The 1454-nt window shown below is 69.4% G+C and carries 1 protein-coding gene; it reads left to right on the top strand.

What is annotated here, in order from left to right:
- The first annotated feature begins 364 nt into the window (after positions 1-364).
- Positions 365-1315 (top strand): DUF4192 family protein, encoded by a 951-nt coding sequence (locus AC2VON_RS22165; RefSeq protein WP_015388932.1) that lies wholly within the window; start codon positions 365-367, stop codon positions 1313-1315.
- Positions 1316-1454 lie beyond the last annotated feature (139 nt).

The raw sequence follows: 1454 nt of genomic DNA, 5'->3' as shown, positions 1-1454 counted from the left end.
GCCCCCTTTTTCTTCCGGCCCACCAGCAGTGCCGGCGCGCCGGGCGCGACCGGACTGGCCACCTGGCGGTGGCCACCGAGATCCGTAGCCCCTCACCATCATTTGCCGTCAGCAGGGGTCGCAGTCTAATCGGCCGGGGGCCCGACCACTCAACCCACGCCCGCACCGAACTACGCAGGCCGAGTGACCTTTTCGGCCCAATGCGAGCTCGCCCCAAGGCGCTGCGCGCCAGGCGAGCGCGGGCCGAAAACCCTGCTCCGTTCGCCGCGGGACTCTTCGGGGTTGACCGCCCACCCTCACCCGATTAGCCCACTCCCCCAGCGCTGACCGGCGCACCACTCAGCACACAGAACGGAGAAACATCATGCCAACTACCACCTTGCGCACCGAAGCCGACATCGTTGCCGCCGCTGCAGCGTTCCTGGGCTTCGCCCCCACCAACAGCATCGTGGCTTACATGCTGCACCATGACACCACCACCGCCGACCTGGTGGTCCGCAGCGCAATTCGCTTCGACGTCACGATCACCGTCGAGCAAGCCGCCAAGTTTCCGGCCACCTGCAACCTGCGACCCGAAACCAACCACGCCGCCGTGCTCCTCGCCGTCTGCGACGAAAGCTATCAATGGCATGCCCTCACCATCCTCGACACCCTGCGTGACGCGCTGCGCGCCGCCGGGATCACGGTGTTGCACCGCCTGATGACTCGTGACGTCACCACCGAAGGCCAGTGGTATGACCCCGACACCGGCGCCACCGGACCCACCTATCCCTACACCGACTCTCTGCTCACCGCGCACCGGGTGCTTGGCGGTGAACGAGTCAGCCCGGCCCGCAGCGACATCCAGGCCGAATTCGCGCCCCTGCCACCGGCCCCGCCGATCGCTCTCGGTGACCACGGAGAGCTCGTCATCGCCGCCGCAGAAGAGATCGCCGCCGCGCTGGAAGGACACCCGATCAGTCGCACCCTGCCGACCCGCGCGGGCATCGCCATCACTGCCGACGTCGCCGTGCGCGACGCCATGATCGCCGCGGCCGCCCAACACACCGAGGCGGGCGCACAATTGTGGACTCACATCGGCCGGCGCCTGCGCGGGCGGCCACGCGCCGAAGCGCTCACCATCGCCGCCGCCTGCTACTGCCTACTGGAGGACAGCGTGCGCGCTGCGATCGCGGCACGGGCCGCACTCGAGGAAGCCGACGCCGCGACCGCCCCGCCGCCGCGGCTGGCGCTGATGCTGCTGGCTGCACTGCGCTCAGGGATGTCTCCCGAGCAGATCCGCGCCGCCATCATCGACGCCACTAAGCCCGAATAAGCCCAACAGGTCCCGGGGTCCGGCCAGCTCTCCCACCACGAGGGTTGGCCGGGCCCCCTTTTTTCTTCCGGCCCACCAGCAGTGCCGGCGCGCCGGGCGCGACCGGACTGGCCACCTGGCGGTGGCCACCGAGATCCGT

The sequence above is a fragment of the Mycobacterium sp. TH-M82 genome, from assembly GCF_057473605.1.
This window is presented reverse-complemented; position numbering and strand designations above follow the sequence as displayed.

What these genes read in the sequence shown, in the direction of transcription:
- AC2VON_RS22165 (WP_015388932.1), top strand. Translation starts at nt 365, where the DNA reads ATGCCAACTACCACCTTGCGCACCGAAGCCGACATCGTTGCCGCCGCT.